Genomic DNA, 14,251 nt, shown 5'->3' with positions numbered 1-14,251 from the left:
CGGCTTCCTGCGGACCCGGGGCCCCAGCATCCAACGACTTGCGAACTTTCGCAATTCAGCAGGCGTGCGGCCCCGGGGCGCTCAGGCCGCCTCGAGCCGTGGTTCCGGGAGCGCCGGCGGGGCGGGCACCGGTTCCCAGCCCTTCGTGGTCCGTACGTAGCCGTGGAGCACCGAGGCCATGGCCAGCAGCAGGAGCGGTCCGAAGACCCACGGGTGCCGGGCCATCTCCAGCGACAGGTAGCGCGTCGAGGCCAGGATCGCGGCGAACACCAGCGCCCCGTGGGCGACCAGCAGGCTTCCCGACCGGTCCCAGCCGCGGTCCAGGGAGCGCAGCCCCGCCTCGACCGTGACCGCGAACACGACGCCGGCGATGAGGTCGATGGCGTAGTGGTAGCCGAACCCCAGCGTCGCGGTGAGCGTGGCGACGAGCCAGAACGTTCCCGCCCAGCGCAGGACGCGCGGCCCCTTACGGGAGTGGATGAAGATCACGGTGGCCCACGCCGTGTGCAGGCTGGGCATGCAGTTGCGGGGGGTGACCCCGTCGTACGTGAACGGGTGCGGCGGGCCGACCGGCGGGAGCGTGTGGGGCCACAGGTCGGCGATCGCCCACTCCGCGCCGCCGGTGCCGAAGGCGCCCGTGCCGTAGGCGAAGACCGGTCCGACGACCGGGAAGATCATGTAGATGGCCGGCCCGAGCAGGCCTATCAGCAGGAAGGTGCGGACCAGATGGTGGCGGGGGAACCGGCGCTCGGCCGCCACCCCGCGCAGTTGGTACAGCGCGACGACGACCGCGGCCACCGCGAGCTGGACGTAGACCCAGTCCAGTACGTGCTCACCGACCGCGCCCGTGGCCTCGACGGCCCGTCCCACCAGCCACGACGGGTTGCCCAGCGCGTGGTCGGCGGTCGCCACGTACGGGTCGAGGACGTCCGGGCGGGTCTTCGACGTGATCAGCAGCCAGGCGTCGCCGGTCTTGCGGCCGGCCACCAGCAGGAGGCCGAGCCCGACGCCCTTCAGCAGCAGGATCCGTTCGGGGCCGGTGCGCCGGGTCAGGGCGATGACCCCGCAGCCCAGGACCACCCACAGCGCGCCGTTGCCGAAGGAGTGGCTGCCGGACGCGGTGGCGTCCGCCGCCCACCGCACCAGTACGACGGCCAGGTCGATGCCGACCGCGACGGCCGCCGCGACCAGCCGCTGCCGCCAGGTGAGCACCACCATCGTCAGCGCCAGCCCGGCGTAGAGCAGGGGCCCCGAGGCGGGGGCGAACACCAACTCCTTGGCCTGGTTGGTCATCGGCCCCGGCAGGCCGTAGCGGCGCGCGGCGATCTCCAGCGCGACGAGGAACGCGAGGGTCGCCGCACCCGCCACGGCCCAGAGTCTCGCCCGCGTCCCGCCCCTGGGTATTCGCGGTGTTTCCCGTGAAGACATGCACAGGAAACTAACCCATCAGTGGCTGGGCTCCGGCTGCCAGGCGAAGCCGTCGGGGTCGGCGAACGGGCGGGTGCCGCCGGAGACGACGAGACGGTGCGAACCGGTGCCCTCGGCGGACACCCCCGCGACCTTGGCGAGGGCCCGGCGCTTGTAGAGGGAGAGCTTGACGGTGTCCGGGCCGGTGGCGAACTCGACGTACTTCCCGCCGAAGCTCTTGCCCACGGTGAGGCCCTGCTCGACGTAGAACCGCTTGGTGGCCTTGACGTCCTCGACGCCCAGGAGCAGCACGATCTCGTCCACGTCGCGGGTGACCGGGGCGGTGTCCTTCTTCGCCGAGGTCGCGATCTGCCAGACCGTGCCGTCCGGTGCCTGCACGACGCCGCCGTAGCCCCACAGCGACTTCGCGGCGGGCTTGAGGACGGTGGCGCCGGCGTCGACGGCGGCGGTGAACAGGGCGTCGACGTTGCCGGGCTGGGCGACGACGAGGGACAGGGTGAAGCCGCGGAACCCGCTCGTCGGGTCGTCCGAGGCGCGGAGCCGCACCCGTGATCCGTCGAGCCCGAAGGCGTCGGCGTAGAAGCGGGCGGCGGCCTCGGTGTCGGCCACCTCGAGGGTGACGGAGTCGATGGAGTTCATGTCCTAGACGTTATGGGCGGGCGGGTCCGCGGTGCTTCTCGAAAACTGACCGGCTCCCCCGCCCTGCCGGAACGTTCCGGCGCCAGGCAGACTCTTCGGCACAGGCACGACCACGGAGGATGACGTACACATGATCACGCTCACCAAGGAAGGCGGCCCCGCGGACCTGGACGGAGTGACCCACCTGTCCATCGGCGTCTCCTGGGACCCCACCGCCGGCAGCAGCGGCGGTGTGCTCGGCAAGCTGCGGCGCAAGACCGGCACCGACCTCGACCTGATCGCCGTCGCGATGCAGGGCGGCGACCCGGTGCGCCTCGCCGGGCTCGACTCGCTCGACCCGATGGGCAACGGCTCGCTGCTGCACAGCGGCGACAACCAGACCGGTCACGGCGACGGTGACGACGAGACGGTGACCGTCGAGTTCGCGCGGCTCCCGAGCGCCATCACCTCGATCGTGTTCGTCGCCGCCGCGTACAAGAAGGGCAGCTCCTTCCAGAAGGCGCGCAACATCAGCTTCAAGGTCTACGACGCGACCGGGGGCAGCTCGGAGCAGGTCGCCGACATCTGGCCCAGCCTGCTCAGCCAGGACAACGGCTGCGCCGTGGCCAAGGCGGTGCGGGTCGGCGGCACCTGGAAGCTGGAGGTCGTCAACGAGACGGGCAAGATCAAGCAGGGCGACGAGCACGCCCTGATGCGCTTCGCCGTCAGCAAGTAGTACGGCGCTACGGCCCGAACGGCGGCGCTACGGCCCGACGGCGGCGCTACGGCCCGGCAGCGGGCGCCCGGCAGCCGGCGCCGGTCCCTCACGCGCCGCCGGACCAGGCGTCCGGCCGGGGCGTCAGGACCGCCCCGGCCACCTCGGAGGCGGAGGCCATGACGTCGGCCGCGAACCGGCGCCGGCCGACGCCGAGCCGGCGCAGCCCCGCGCCGTGGTCGGCGGCGACGACCACGGTGGCGGCGAGCAGGAGCAGCCGCCACAGGGCCATCACGGGGCGGCGCGTCACCGCGGGGAGTTCGGCCAGCGAGTGGTGCAGCCGCTCGCAGTGGAAGGGCACGTGGCGCCGCTCGTCGGCCAGGATCCGGCCCGCCACCTCCGAGGTCAGCGCGTCGTCGGTGCCGTCCCGCAGGGCCCGGTAGTAGCGCAGCGCCACGACCTCGGCGATCATCAGCACCAGCAGTTCGGTGCGCAGGCCCAGCAGCCGCCGCAGCCGTACGAAGACGGTGTCGCTCCAGTGGCCGCTCAGCGTCGGCCTCCCCCCGGCGGCCAGCAGCCGGGCGAGCAGCCGGGCGTGGTTCTGCTCCTCGGCGACGAAGAGCCGCACCGCCCGCGCGTAGTCGGCGTCGCCCGCCTCCTCGGCCTTGGCGACGAGGTTCGCGCCGTCGCCGTCCTCGCCGACCTGGAAACGCTGGATGCCCGCCCACACCGCACGGTGCAGTACGGCGCCCCGCTCCCAGTCCGGGTCGCCCTGCGCCGCCCTGCGCTCCCGCTCGTCCTCGAACCGCCGTGTCCACTTGGCGAACCCGTCCGTACCCACTGCGCCGCCCCTCCCCGGGGCACGCCCGCCGTGCCCTGGAAGGGGACGACGCAGCGCGGCACCGAACCGTTCCCCCCGGCCGTTCAGCCGCTCAGCCGCTCGACCCGTCAGCCGCTCAGGCCGAGTTCGCCCGCGCGCACGCCCGCCTGGAACCGCGACCCGGCGTCGAGGGCGTCGAGCAGCGCGGCGACCCGGCGCCGGTAGGTGCGCAGCGACATGCCCAGCTCCCGTGCGGCGGCCTCGTCCGTGGCGCCGGAGCCCAGTGCCCGCAGCACCGTCCGGCTCCCGGCGTCGAGGTGCGGCCGGTCGCCCCGCAGGAAGGACGCGAGGTCGGTGGCCGCCTCCCAGGCGGCCTCGAACAGGGCGTGCACGCCGCCGACCAGGGTGGGCGCACCGGTCACGGTGTACGCGCGGCCGCCGGGCGCGTCCGCACCGGCGAGGATCGCCCAGCGCCGGTCGATGATGATCGTCTCGTGCGGCAGGGCACCGGCGGCGATCCGCACCCGGGCACCTCGGGCCGCCAGCTCGCCCAGGTGCGCCCGGCCGCCCTCGTCGGCCAGCGCGGCCGGGCTGAGCAGCTTGCGGACGTGCGCGGCACCACTGTCCCGCACCCGCGCCCGGGCGACCTGCCGGGCGGCGGGGCGGGGCCAGGTGTCGAGGTCGCGGGCGGCGCAGACGAACTCCTCCCGGACCGAGGAGAAGAGATGCCCGGCACGGGCCAGCAACTCCGTATCACCGTGCACCGTCATGCTCTCTGCCATCGGGGCCATACGGCCATTGTGCCGCCCGCGCCTCACCACCGGCCGGGGTCCCGGTGAGTGCCGCACCCGCGCGGACCCACGGCGCCGCCGTCGGCGCCCCGGCGGCCCTCGACGACGGCCCCCGCGGCCATGGCGGCCACCGCCCCGTGCGCACCACCCGCTGCGTGGAAGTCACCGGCTTCGCGATGCTCCCCCGGCGCCAGGGCGACCACCGGCGCCCTCGCAACCACCAGCGCCCTCGCAACCACCGGCGTCACCGTGGCCGTCGGCGCCCGCGCCGCCCTCGACGGCGGCAGCCGCCGGCCTGGCGACCCCCGCACCCGTGGGGGCCACCGGCTTCGTGAGGCCACCGGGCCCGCGTTGCTCCCCGGCGCGTCGGTGTGGTGGCCGGGCCGCGGGGCGGGGGCTGGCAGCAAGCTGCCAGGGGCTCGTGGTGCGGGGGGCGTGCCACGCAGGGTGAGGGCATGAGCAACGACTTCCGCCTCGGCGGCGACCTTCCGATCGGGCGGCTCGGCTTCGGAGCCATGCGCCTGCCCACCAACACCTTCCACGGGCCGGCCCGCGACCCGGAGACGGGCCGCGCAGTGCTGCGCCGTGCCGTGGAACTCGGCGTCGACCACATCGACACCGCCGCCTTCTACACCAGCGGCGACGGCTCCGTCCGCGCCAACGACCTGATCCGCGAAGCCCTGCACCCCTACCCGGACGGCCTGGTGATCGCCACCAAGGTCGGCCCGCTGCGCACCCCGGACGGCGGCCTGGAGGCGACCACCGATCCCGGCGCACTGCGGGCGCTGGTCGAGGAGAACCTGGAGGGCCTCGGGGTCGACCGCCTCGACCTGGTCTACCTCCGCATCGGCGGCATCGAGCCGCCGCCGCACGGCGAGTCCGTCGCCGCCCGCTTCGAGGCGCTGGCCGCGCTGCGCGAGGAGGGCCTGATCCGGCACCTGGGCCTCAGCCACGTGGACGCCGGGCACCTCGCCGAGGCGCGGGCGGTCGCACCCGTCGCGGCCGTCCAGAACCATCTCGGCACCGACCGGCGCGACGACACGGAGGTGCTGGCCCGCTGCGAGCAGGCCGGCATCGCCTACGTGCCGTACTTCCCGCTGGGCGGCGGCCTGGCCGACATCGGCGGGGGCCGCGTCGCCGAGGTCGCGGACCGGCACGGCGCCACGGTCCCGCAGATCGCCCTGGCCCGGCTGCTCGCCTCCTCGCCCGTCACCCTGGCCATCCCCGGCACGGGCTCCTTGGCCCACCTGGAGGAGAACACCGCCGCCGGGTCGATCGTCCTGACCGCCGAGGACCTCGCCGACCTCCGCTGACCCCGCCCGCACGGACGTGTCCTTTGTCTCGGTGCGGGGGCTTCCGCGCCACGGACCGGCGCCGCCCGCCAGGTCGGCGGGGAGAACCCGGCGGCCGTCCCGGGAATATTCCCCGGCGGCCGATCGGCCCAAGATTATCGCCGGCACCCGGCCGATCACGGCGTGCTACTGTCGGACGAAGTTGCAGTTGTGGTTGCCTGAAGGTTTTTTCCGACGGGGTGATCATCGCGGCGACCGGAGTGCACACAGGGTGAACTCCGAGCACCGTACCGAAGGAGAAAACATGGCTTCCGGCACCGTGAAGTGGTTCAACGCCGAAAAGGGCTTCGGCTTCATCGAGCAGGACGGCGGCGGCCCCGACGTCTTCGCCCACTACTCGAACATCAACGCGCAGGGCTTCCGCGAGCTGCTCGAGGGTCAGAAGGTGACCTTCGACATCGCGCAGGGCCAGAAGGGCCCGACGGCCGAGAACATCACCCCGGCCTGACGCTCACGCACACCGCGCAGCTGGGGCCCGCACCTAGGGGTGCGGGCCCCAGCTCGCCGCGTTTCCGGGCGCACGCCGCCCCGCGGGGGCCACGGATTTCCCCCCGCGCATTCGACTCACCCGCGTTCCCCGCGTCTCCGCGTTCCCCCGCATTCACCAATTCTCCCGGTCCGCCCGGCCCAACACGCCGAAATCGACCGGTCCGGCTCGTTCTTGCGATTCCCTGCGCCGCTCGTCCGCTGCGGGTCTCCCTTGATACGTGCCGTATCAAGGAAGGTTCCCCATGAACCGCGCACGCACCAACGACCGCCGGCGCGCCGGCGACGGCCCCCGTCGCTCCCGTTCGGCCGGCCGCCCCCAGAACTCCGGCCGCCGCCCGGCCGCCGCGCCCCAGGGCGGCGAGTTCGCCCTGCCCAAGACCATCACCCCGGCGCTGCCCGCCGTCGAGACCTTCGCCGAACTCGACCTGCCGGCCCGCATGCTGACCGCGCTCGGCGACCAGGGCGTGACCGAGCCGTTCCCGATCCAGGCGGCGACCCTGCCGAACTCCCTGGCCGGACGCGACGTGCTCGGCCGCGGCCGCACCGGTTCGGGCAAGACGCTCGCCTTCGGCCTGGCCCTGCTGGCCCGCACGGCGGGCAGGCGCGCCGAGCCGCGGCGTCCGCTCGCCCTGGTCCTCGTCCCCACCCGTGAGCTGGCCCAGCAGGTCACCGACGCGCTCACCCCGTACGCCCGCGCCGTGGGCCTCAGGTCGGCCACCGTGGTCGGCGGCATGTCCATCGGCCGGCAGGCCGGGGCGCTGCGCTCCGGCGCGGAGGTCGTCGTCGCGACGCCCGGACGGCTCAAGGACCTCATCGACCGCGGCGACTGCGCCCTCGGCGACGTCACGATCACGGTCCTGGACGAGGCCGACCAGATGACCGACATGGGCTTCATGCCGCAGGTCACCGCCCTGCTCGACCAGGTCGCGGCGGACGGGCAGCGGATGCTGTTCTCGGCCACCCTGGACCGCAACGTCGACAAGCTGGTCCGCCGCTACCTGACCGACCCGGTGGTCCACTCCGTGGACCCGTCGGCCGGTGCCGTCACCACGATGGAGCACCACGTGCTGCACGTGCAGGACGAGGACAAGCAGCGCGCGACCATCGAGATCGCGGCGCGCGACGGCCGGGTCATCATGTTCCTGGACACCAAGCACCGGGTGGACCGGCTGGTGAAGCACCTGCTGAAGAGCGGGGTGCGCGCCGCCGGCCTGCACGGCGGAAAGTCCCAGCCGCAGCGCACCCGCACCCTCGCCCAGTTCAAGGACGGGCAGGTGACTGCGCTGGTGGCGACCAACGTCGCGGCCCGCGGCATCCACGTCGACAACCTCGACCTGGTCGTCAACGTGGACCCGCCCGGCGACCACAAGGACTACCTGCACCGGGGCGGCCGCACGGCCCGGGCCGGCGAGTCCGGCAGCGTCGTCACCCTGGTGACGCCGGACCAGCGGCGCGAGATGACCCGGCTGATGTCCCTGGCCGGTATCACCCCGCAGGTCACCCCGGTCCGCTCGGGCGAGGCGGAGCTGGCGCGCATCACCGGTGCGCAGACCCCGTCGGGCGTCCCCGTCGTCATCGCCGCACCGGTCGTGGAGCGCCCCCGGCGCGCCGCGGCCGGCGCGAGGTCCTCGTCCCGCGGCCGCCGCAGCCGTTCCGCGCAGGGCCGCAGCGGCGGTCAGGGGACCGGCGCCCAGGCCCGTACCGGCGCCGCACAGCCCCGCACCGCCGGCCAGCCCCGTACCGCCGCCCAGGGGCGGCCCACCGGCGAGTCCCCGCGCCGCAGGCCGCGCCGCCAGTCCACCGGCGGTTCGGCCGGCTCGGCGGCCTGACCCCCCTAGGACACCCGCCCCGGGTCCGGACGCGGTCCGGATCCGGGTCCTGACCCCACCCGCCCCATTCCGCTCGTTGGAGGCATCATGCGCTGTGTCATCGCCCGGTACCCGTTCGACCTCACCAAGAGCGGGGTGCTGGACTCGATGAAGGGCGTCACGCCCGAACCCGTCACCGGTGAGTCCGTGACCATCGGCCGTCGCCGCTACCCCGTCAAGCAGGTGGGCGAGGTCGTCACCCGGCAGGACCGGCGCGACTTCAGCGGCGGCGAGGTGACCCGGGCCATGGCCCGCCTCGGCTTCACCTGCCACCCCGCCCCCGGGGCCGAACCCGCCCCGGCGGCGCCCGCCACCACGCCGGTCGAGACGGCGTCCGCGCTGCTCGGCGGCACCGTCGGCACCCCCCAGGAACTCTGAGGCGGGATCAGAACAGGCCCGTCGCCCGGCCCCCGTCGTCCCAGCGGACCTCCAGCACGCGCTGGACGGCCGCGCGGTCGAGGGGGCCGAACACGTGCGGGAACAGGGTGCCCCCGGCGACCCCGGGCGGCGGGGCGGGTTCGGCCGCCTCCCACACGCACCTCGCGGTGAGCCGTTCCTCGTCCAGGAGCAGGGCCACCAGCGGCCGGGGCGCGCCGCGGTAGAAGGCGTTGACGACGGCGAGCGTGGTCTCCTCGTCGGGCGAGCAGTGGACGAACCCGTCCCGCGTGAGGGAGTCGGGCGCGTACGGCCGGCCCGGGTCGGCGTTCCACTCGGCGAGCGGTACCACGTGGTAGATCATCACCCCGTTGTAGCAGCCGTGCCGTCCGTCACGGCCGGGCCGCCCTGCTCCGCGGGGCCGTGCGCCGAGGGCGTGGGCACCACGGTGCCGGGCGCGTTCGTCGGCGCCTGCCGGACGGGCGGGTCGCTCGGCTCGGCCGACGGCTCGGACGACGCCGTCGACGGCCCCGACGGCGACGGCTCCGAGGGCGACGGCGTGGCGCCGGTCGGCGCGGATTCCTCGGTCGGCTGTTCCGGGCCCGGACCGGGCGCCCGGGTGGAGTCGCTCGGCGGCGCCGGGCTCGGTGTGGCCTCCGGCGTGGGGGCGGCCGGGGCCGGGGCCAAGGGCGGCGCCGGGCGCGCGGGCGGGGTGGGGGCCGCCAGGTTCAGCGGCAGCGCGATCAGGGCGGCGGCGGCAGCGGTCGCGGCGGCACCGGCGGCGGCGCGCAGCAGGCGCCGCCGGGACGCGGCCCGGCGGATCGCCTCGTAGCGGCCCGGCGGCGGGCCCAGGAAGTCGGCGCCCGGACGCAGCACGACCAGCAGCGGATCGTCGCGGTCGGAACCGGGCTCGTCCATCTCGTCCTCAAGGCGTGTGGTCAAGGCTTCTCCTCAGATGGACGCGGAGCAGTTCGCGGGCCGCGTGCAGGTCGGCCTTGACGGTTCCCTCCTTGCGTCCGGTCAGCACGGACACCTCCCGGATCGGCATGTCGGCGTAGTAGTGGAGCAGGATCGGCACCCGCAGCCGCTCCGGCAGCGACTGTACGAGCAGCCGCACCGAGGGGTCGGCCTGTTCCGGGTGCGGGCGCACGGCGACCTCCGCGGTGACCCGGCGCACCGCCCGGCGCTCGCGCTCCAGCTTGCGCCAGTGGTCGCGGACGAGGTTGGCGGCGGTGACGTAGAGGAAGCCGCGGGGCTCCTCCACGGACGTCCAGCGGGCCCAGAGCCGGGTGAACGCCTCGGAGGCGATCTCGTGGGCCGTCTCGTCGTCGTCGACGAGCCGGCGGCACCAGCCGGCGAGGCGCGGATACAGGGCGGCGAACAGCTCGGACGCCGCCCTGTCACGGGACCGTTTCAACGCTCTCCATGGTCGTGAGGGTATGCGGTGCGGTGCGCACCGGGTCCTGTCCTAGCGGCCCTTGGTGGCGCTCAGTTCGGCGAAGACGATCACGTTGTCCCGGTACTCCTCGCCGTCGCGCGGACCGCCGCAGGTGATGAGCCGCAACTCCGGCCCCGCCACGTCCCCGTAGACGTCGTCCGTCGGGAAGTCGGCCTTGGCCACCGTCCGTACGGCGGTGACCGTGAACTCGGCGGCGGTGCCGTTCTCCAGGCGGGCCTCGATCCGCTCGCCGCGGCGCAGTCGCGCGAGGTGCCGGAAGACCCCGTCGCCGTACCTGCCCACCGTGACGTGGCCCAGGAGGACCGAGGGACCCACCTGGCCCGGCGTCGGCGAGTGCCGGTACCAGCCGGCGCGGTCGTCGTCCGTGACGGGCGGGACCTCCACCGTGCCGTCCCCGGCCAGTCCGAGACCCATCACCGGGGTGTCGACCCCGATGGCGGGGATGCGCAGCCCCACCGGCACCGAACGCGCCAGGGGCCGCACCGACTTGGCGGGGGCCCGCGCGGGCGGTGCCGCGGCCGTCGAGGGCGCCAGCCGGTCGGGTGCCGTGCCGCCGTCCCCCTGGCCGCCGCCGCAGCCCACGAGCAGCGCGGCCAGCGCGGCGGTCGCGAGGACCCGGCCGGGGCGGGGGATCATGCGCCGGTCGCCGCCGCCCGTCGACGGCGTACGACGAAGAGGACCGCGCCGCCCGCGAGGAGCACCCCGCCGGCGCTCGCGCCGATCAGCCCCTCGTCGGTCCCGGCCGGGTCCGAGGGCCCCGCCACCCCGGTGTCGGCCGCGCCCTCCGGTACGACGGAGACCTGGCCGTCGGCCGGCGCGGGGGCCGGTGCCTCGGTCGGCTCGGCGGCGGGGGTGCTGACGGACGGCACGGGGGTCGCCTCGGCCGGTCCGGTGCCGGGGCTCGGGGCGCTCTCGGCGGGGGCGGAGGGAACGGGCGTGGGGTCGTCGGCGAACGCGGGTGCGGTGCCCGCCAGTACGACGGTGCAGGCCAGGGCCACGGCACTGAGGATGGTTCGGCGCATCGGGTCGCTCTCTCTCGTCGTCGGCACGTCGGCGCGTGGGCACCGGCGCACCGCGTGGGGGTGATGCGGGTCGGACGGAGAGACGAGGCGGGGACCCGCCGGGTTGTAAAGGAATGGCAAAGTCACCCCGGGTCCGCGGCCGCCCCGCTTCTTACGGACCCGTGACGTGCGGACCGGCGCGCCCGGCCCGGCGCCCGGCCGGGCCTAGCGTGTCGGACATGCGCGTACTGGTCACCGGCAGCGCCGGGTTCATCGGGTCCCATGTCGTCGAGGCCCTGCGGGAGCACGGGCACGAGCCCGTGGGCTACGACGTCCGCGAGGACCCCGGCGCCGACGTGCGCGATCCGGCGGCCCTCGCGCGCGCACTCGCCGGGGTGGACGCCGTGTGCCACCAGGCGGCGATGGTCGGCCTCGGCAACGGGTTCGCCGACGCGGCGGAGTACGTCTCCCGCAACGACCTGGGCACCGCCGTCCTGCTCGCCGCGGCGGCCGGGGCGGGTGTGCGGCGGCTGGTGCTCGCCGGGTCGATGGTCGTGTACGGGGAGGGCCGGTACACGTGCGCGCGGCACGGCGTGGTGCGGCCGGGGCCGCGCGCCGTCGCCGACCTGGACGCGGGCCGGTTCGAACCCACCTGCCCCCGGTGCGGCGCGGACCTGGCCCCGGGCCTGGTCGGCGAGGACGCCCCGGCCGACCCGCGCAACGTGTACGCCACCACCAAGCTGGCCCAGGAGCACCTGGCCGCCGCCTGGGCCCGGACGACCGGCGCGACGGCGGTGTCACTGCGCTACCACAACGTGTACGGCCCCCGGATGCCCCGCGACACCCCGTACGCCGGTGTCGCCTCCTTCTTCCGCTCCGCGCTGGCCCGCGGCGAGGCGCCGCGGGTCTTCGAGGACGGCCGCCAGCGCCGGGACTTCGTGCACGTGCGGGACGTGGCCGCGGCGAACGTCGCCGCGCTGGAGTCCGCCCGGCCGCCGGAGGGCGCCCTCAGCGCCTACAACACCGGCAGCGGTGAGCCGCACACCGTGGGCGAGATGGCCGTCGCCCTGTCCGCCGCCCACGGCGGGCCCGAGCCCGTCGTCACCGGCGAGTACCGCCTCGGCGACGTCCGGCACATCACCGCCGACTCCGCGCGCCTGCGGACCGACCTGGGCTGGCGGCCCCGGGTCGGATTCGCGGCGGGCATGCGGGAGTTCGCCCGGGACGGGCTGCGCGGGGACTGACCCGGGGACCGGCCCGGGGCTCAGGCCTCCGCCGGCGGCAGGGTCACCTCGAAGCGGCAGCCGCCGGGGATGTTGCGGACCGTGGCCCGGCCCCGGTGGGCCTCGACGATGCCGCGGACGATGGCGAGGCCCAGGCCCGCCCCGGCCGGGGGCGTACGGGCGTGGGTGCCGCGCCAGCCGGTGTCGAAGACCCGCGGCAGGTCCTCCTCGGGGATGCCGCCGCAGCCGTCGGTCACGGAGACCACCACGCCGTCGGCGGACCGCTCGGCGGCGACCGCGACCGTGCCGTCGGCCGGGGTCCGGCGGATCGCGTTGACCAGCAGGTTGCCCAGCACCCGGCTCATCTCCTTGCCGTCCACCTCGACCGGTACGGCCGCCACCGCGTCGCCGACCAGCCGTACGCCGTGCCGGCGCGCGAGCGGGTCCGCGCCCGCCAGGGCGTCGCCGACCAGGTCGTAGAGCGAGATCCGGGCCGGGGCGAGGACGAGCGTGCCGGCGTGGATGCGGGAGAGTTCGAAGAGGTCGCCGACCATGTCGTTGAGGCGTTCCACCTCGGCGCGGATCTGCCGCAGGTAGCGGTCGGGGTCGGCGGCGACCCCGTCCTCCAGCGCCTCGGACATGGCGCGCAGCCCGGCCAGCGGGGTGCGCAGGTCGTGCGAGATCCAGGCGACCAGCTCGCGCCGGGAGGTCTCCAGGGCGCGCTCGCGCTCGCGGGACTCGGCGAGCCGGGCGCTGGTGGCCGCCAGTTCGCGGCTGAGCGCGTCCAGTTCGGCGGTCGCCGGGGTGCTGGGGGCGGCGTAGTCCCCGTCGACGCCGAAGGACCGTGCCGCGGCCGTCAGTTCGCGGCTGCGGGCGACCACCCAGCGGCCCAGCAGCAGCGCGGTGGCCAGCGAGACGACGGCCGCCATCGCCACGACGGTCGTGACGACGGACAGGTCGTGCGGGGACAGGAACATCGCCCAGGCGACGGCCAGCGTGCCCGCCAGCATCGCGAGGACGGCGACCGCGGCCACCACGGCGAGCGACGCGGTCAGCGAGCGACGCCGGATCAGCCGCAGCACGGCCGCCCCCACCAGGCCGGTGGCGGCGGCGCCCGCGAAGGCGTAGAGGGCGATGAGGAGGGTGGCGTGCACGGTCAGTCCGCCTCCCGGCCCGCGGGGTCGAAGCGGTAGCCCACGCCCCACACCGTCTGGATCAGCCGGGGCCGGGCCGGATCGTCCTCGACCTTGCCGCGCAGCCGCCGGACGTGGACGGTGACGGTGGACAGGTCCCCGAAGTCCCAGCCCCACACCTCACGCATCAGCTCCTCCCGGGCGAACGCCCGCCCCGGATGCCGCAGGAAGAAGACGAGCAGATCGAACTCGCGCAGGGTCAGGGCCAGTTCGGCGCCGTCCTTGGTGGCCCTGCGGGCGGTCGGGTCGGCGGTCAGGCCGGCCGCGGACGGCGGGCGCGGCGCCGGGGCGGGCCGGGTGCGGCGCAGGACGGACTCCACCCGCAGCACCAGCTCCCGCGGGCTGAACGGCTTGGTCACGTAGTCGTCGGCGCCGACCTCCAGACCGAGGACGCGGTCGTCCTCGTCGCCCCGGGCGGTCAGCATGATGACCGGCACCGGCCCCCGGCCGCGCAGCCGCCGGCACACCTCCAGTCCATCCATGCCGGGCAGCATCAGGTCGAGCACCACCAGGTCGGGACGGTGCCCGGCGGCCAGCGCGAGCGCGTCCGGGCCGTCACCGGCCCGGTCGACGCGGTAGCCGGCCCGGTCGAGGTACCCGGCCACGACCTCGGCGACGGTGGGATCGTCGTCCACGACGAGGATCCGGGCCGGGTCGGCCGGGGGTCCGTCCGGGGGGCCGCCCGGAGGTCGGTCCGGGAGTCCGTCCGGGGACGTGTCCGGGAGTCCGTCCGGGGACGTGTCCCGGGGCCCGACCGGAGCCGTGTCCCGGGGCCCGACCGGAGCCGTGTCCCGGGGCCCGACCGGAGCCGTGTCCCGGGGCCCGACCGGAGCCGTGTCCCGGGGCCCGACCGGAGGCGTGTCCGGGGGCGTGTCCGGGGGCGTGTCCGTCGGGGCGGGCCCGTGGGGCTGCTGGTGCA

17 protein-coding genes are annotated in these 14,251 nt (G+C 75.4%); 6 read left to right on the top strand and 11 right to left on the bottom strand.

Features of this window, described 5'->3' with window-relative positions; translation table 11 throughout:
- Window positions 1-81: 81 nt before the first annotated feature.
- Both Sru02f_RS00775 and Sru02f_RS00770 read right to left on the bottom strand, forming a co-directional pair.
- Complete coding sequence (locus Sru02f_RS00775; protein WP_109029284.1) at window positions 82-1,368, bottom strand: phosphatase PAP2 family protein; 1,287 nt, start codon at window positions 1,366-1,368, stop codon at window positions 82-84.
- A 78-nt stretch (window positions 1,369-1,446) separates the two neighbouring features.
- Window positions 1,447-2,067, bottom strand: coding sequence for a VOC family protein (locus tag Sru02f_RS00770; RefSeq protein ID WP_109029283.1), 621 nt, complete (start codon window positions 2,065-2,067; stop codon window positions 1,447-1,449).
- A gap of 130 nt (window positions 2,068-2,197) precedes the next feature.
- On the opposite strand from Sru02f_RS00770, the gene Sru02f_RS00765 reads away from it, so the two are divergent.
- Window positions 2,198-2,782, top strand: a complete 585-nt coding sequence (locus tag Sru02f_RS00765) for a TerD family protein (RefSeq protein WP_003975213.1) — start codon at window positions 2,198-2,200, stop codon at window positions 2,780-2,782.
- An 88-nt stretch (window positions 2,783-2,870) separates the two neighbouring features.
- Here Sru02f_RS00765 and Sru02f_RS00760 read toward each other — a convergent pair whose 3' ends face one another.
- A complete protein-coding gene (locus tag Sru02f_RS00760) occupies window positions 2,871-3,602 on the bottom strand; it encodes a hypothetical protein (protein ID WP_109029282.1) in 732 nt (243 codons plus the stop codon).
- Between the two features lie 107 nt (window positions 3,603-3,709).
- Window positions 3,710-4,372: a DNA-binding response regulator gene (locus Sru02f_RS00755; RefSeq protein ID WP_331478580.1), complete on the bottom strand. Its 663-nt coding sequence runs from the start codon at window positions 4,370-4,372 to the stop codon at window positions 3,710-3,712.
- Between the two features lie 455 nt (window positions 4,373-4,827).
- On the opposite strand from Sru02f_RS00755, the gene Sru02f_RS00750 reads away from it, so the two are divergent.
- The 4 genes from Sru02f_RS00750 (at window position 4,828) to Sru02f_RS00735 (ending at window position 8,459) form a co-directional block, all read left to right on the top strand.
- Window positions 4,828-5,685 (top strand): aldo/keto reductase, encoded by an 858-nt coding sequence (locus Sru02f_RS00750; protein WP_109029281.1) that lies wholly within the window; start codon window positions 4,828-4,830, stop codon window positions 5,683-5,685.
- Between the two features lie 283 nt (window positions 5,686-5,968).
- Window positions 5,969-6,172, top strand: a complete 204-nt coding sequence (locus Sru02f_RS00745; protein ID WP_003975209.1) for a cold-shock protein — start codon at window positions 5,969-5,971, stop codon at window positions 6,170-6,172.
- 283 nt (window positions 6,173-6,455) lie between these two features.
- Complete coding sequence (locus tag Sru02f_RS00740) at window positions 6,456-8,042, top strand: DEAD/DEAH box helicase (protein ID WP_373103355.1); 1,587 nt, start codon at window positions 6,456-6,458, stop codon at window positions 8,040-8,042.
- 87 nt (window positions 8,043-8,129) lie between these two features.
- On the top strand, window positions 8,130-8,459 hold the full coding sequence (locus Sru02f_RS00735) for an SCO5918 family protein (protein WP_109029279.1): 330 nt from the start codon (window positions 8,130-8,132) through the stop codon (window positions 8,457-8,459).
- A 7-nt stretch (window positions 8,460-8,466) separates the two neighbouring features.
- Here the strand turns inward: Sru02f_RS00735 and Sru02f_RS00730 are convergent, their stop codons facing one another.
- Genes Sru02f_RS00730 through Sru02f_RS00710 form a run of 5 tightly spaced genes read right to left on the bottom strand, consistent with a single transcriptional unit; the run spans window position 8,467 to window position 10,937 of the window.
- Window positions 8,467-8,820, bottom strand: a complete 354-nt coding sequence (locus tag Sru02f_RS00730) for a DUF952 domain-containing protein (protein ID WP_109029278.1) — start codon at window positions 8,818-8,820, stop codon at window positions 8,467-8,469.
- Entirely contained in the window at window positions 8,820-9,398 is a 579-nt protein-coding gene (locus tag Sru02f_RS00725; RefSeq protein WP_244941727.1) for a hypothetical protein, read from the bottom strand. The genes Sru02f_RS00730 and Sru02f_RS00725 overlap by 1 nt, the downstream gene beginning before the upstream one ends.
- The gene (locus Sru02f_RS00720) at window positions 9,382-9,873 is read right to left on the bottom strand and encodes an RNA polymerase sigma factor (RefSeq protein ID WP_003975205.1); all 492 of its coding nucleotides are present in this window, start codon (window positions 9,871-9,873) and stop codon (window positions 9,382-9,384) included. The genes Sru02f_RS00725 and Sru02f_RS00720 overlap by 17 nt, the downstream gene beginning before the upstream one ends.
- Window positions 9,874-9,924: 51 nt before the next feature.
- Window positions 9,925-10,551 carry a class F sortase gene (locus Sru02f_RS00715; protein ID WP_373103352.1) on the bottom strand — a complete coding sequence of 209 codons (627 nt, stop codon included), beginning with the start codon at window positions 10,549-10,551 and terminating at the stop codon, window positions 9,925-9,927.
- Window positions 10,548-10,937: an LPXTG cell wall anchor domain-containing protein gene (locus Sru02f_RS00710; protein ID WP_109029276.1), complete on the bottom strand. Its 390-nt coding sequence runs from the start codon at window positions 10,935-10,937 to the stop codon at window positions 10,548-10,550. Before Sru02f_RS00710 ends, Sru02f_RS00715 begins: the two co-directional genes overlap by 4 nt.
- A gap of 218 nt (window positions 10,938-11,155) precedes the next feature.
- Between Sru02f_RS00710 and Sru02f_RS00705 the strand changes: the two genes are divergently transcribed.
- Window positions 11,156-12,160: an NAD-dependent epimerase/dehydratase family protein gene (locus Sru02f_RS00705; RefSeq protein WP_109029275.1), complete on the top strand. Its 1,005-nt coding sequence runs from the start codon at window positions 11,156-11,158 to the stop codon at window positions 12,158-12,160.
- 20 nt (window positions 12,161-12,180) lie between these two features.
- Here Sru02f_RS00705 and Sru02f_RS00700 read toward each other — a convergent pair whose 3' ends face one another.
- Window positions 12,181-13,293: a sensor histidine kinase gene (locus Sru02f_RS00700; protein ID WP_109029274.1), complete on the bottom strand. Its 1,113-nt coding sequence runs from the start codon at window positions 13,291-13,293 to the stop codon at window positions 12,181-12,183.
- 2 nt (window positions 13,294-13,295) lie between these two features.
- Window positions 13,296-13,976, bottom strand: a complete 681-nt coding sequence (locus Sru02f_RS00695) for a response regulator transcription factor (protein ID WP_109029511.1) — start codon at window positions 13,974-13,976, stop codon at window positions 13,296-13,298.
- Window positions 13,977-14,251: the final 275 nt, after the last annotated feature.

Origin of the sequence: Streptomyces rubrogriseus (assembly GCF_027947575.1) — a bacterium.
Lineage (GTDB): Bacteria > Actinomycetota > Actinomycetes > Streptomycetales > Streptomycetaceae > Streptomyces > Streptomyces rubrogriseus.
The sequence above is the reverse complement of the archived record's forward strand: the minus strand, read 5'-3'. Positions and strand labels throughout refer to the sequence as shown.

What these genes read in the sequence shown, in the direction of transcription:
- Sru02f_RS00705 (WP_109029275.1), top strand. Translation starts at nt 11,156, where the DNA reads ATGCGCGTACTGGTCACCGGCAGCGCCGGGTTCATCGGGTCCCATGTC.
- Sru02f_RS00730 (WP_109029278.1), bottom strand. Translation starts at nt 8,820, where the DNA reads ATGATCTACCACGTGGTACCGCTCGCCGAGTGGAACGCCGACCCGGGC.
- Sru02f_RS00735 (WP_109029279.1), top strand. Translation starts at nt 8,130, where the DNA reads ATGCGCTGTGTCATCGCCCGGTACCCGTTCGACCTCACCAAGAGCGGG.
- Sru02f_RS00750 (WP_109029281.1), top strand. Translation starts at nt 4,828, where the DNA reads ATGAGCAACGACTTCCGCCTCGGCGGCGACCTTCCGATCGGGCGGCTC.
- Sru02f_RS00745 (WP_003975209.1), top strand. Translation starts at nt 5,969, where the DNA reads ATGGCTTCCGGCACCGTGAAGTGGTTCAACGCCGAAAAGGGCTTCGGC.
- Sru02f_RS00710 (WP_109029276.1), bottom strand. Translation starts at nt 10,937, where the DNA reads ATGCGCCGAACCATCCTCAGTGCCGTGGCCCTGGCCTGCACCGTCGTA.
- Sru02f_RS00755 (WP_331478580.1), bottom strand. Translation starts at nt 4,372, where the DNA reads ATGGCCCCGATGGCAGAGAGCATGACGGTGCACGGTGATACGGAGTTG.
- Sru02f_RS00770 (WP_109029283.1), bottom strand. Translation starts at nt 2,067, where the DNA reads ATGAACTCCATCGACTCCGTCACCCTCGAGGTGGCCGACACCGAGGCC.
- Sru02f_RS00715 (WP_373103352.1), bottom strand. Translation starts at nt 10,551, where the DNA reads ATGATCCCCCGCCCCGGCCGGGTCCTCGCGACCGCCGCGCTGGCCGCG.
- Sru02f_RS00765 (WP_003975213.1), top strand. Translation starts at nt 2,198, where the DNA reads ATGATCACGCTCACCAAGGAAGGCGGCCCCGCGGACCTGGACGGAGTG.
- Sru02f_RS00740 (WP_373103355.1), top strand. Translation starts at nt 6,456, where the DNA reads ATGAACCGCGCACGCACCAACGACCGCCGGCGCGCCGGCGACGGCCCC.